The 386-nt window shown below is 22.1% G+C and carries 1 pseudogene (running past one end of the window); it reads left to right on the forward strand.

Features of this window, described 5'->3' with window-relative positions:
• Positions 1–163: pseudogene (locus LUA84_RS04835) on the forward strand (50S ribosomal protein L14e); its annotated part reaches 44 nt to the left of the window's first position; the annotation flags it as partial.
• Positions 164–386 lie beyond the last annotated feature (223 nt).

The raw sequence follows: 386 nt of genomic DNA on the forward strand, positions 1-386 counted from the left end.
TAGTGATCATAGTAATTGATAATAATTTTGTATTGGTGATGGAGATATAAAAAGAAGAAGAATAAACATAAAACATTTAGAACCTACAGATAAGGTATTAAATATAAATAAAGGAATAAAAACTGAAGATTTAATAAAGGAAATGCTAAAAAATAAAATACCAGTATCATATTNNNAATTAAAAAGAGAAAATTTATTGACAAGTGAAATAATAGAATTCTATAAACAAAACTTTGGAGAAAAATGGGAAGAAATTGCAAAATCTGNNNNATCTCCAAGCAAAGGAAAATTGATAATATTAAATTTTTTATAATCTATATANNNCATATTTGAAAGCATTAGCTTATATTTTCCAAATTTTATATACCATGCATGGAAGGTAAATT

The sequence above is a fragment of the Candidatus Nanopusillus massiliensis genome, assembly GCF_920984865.1.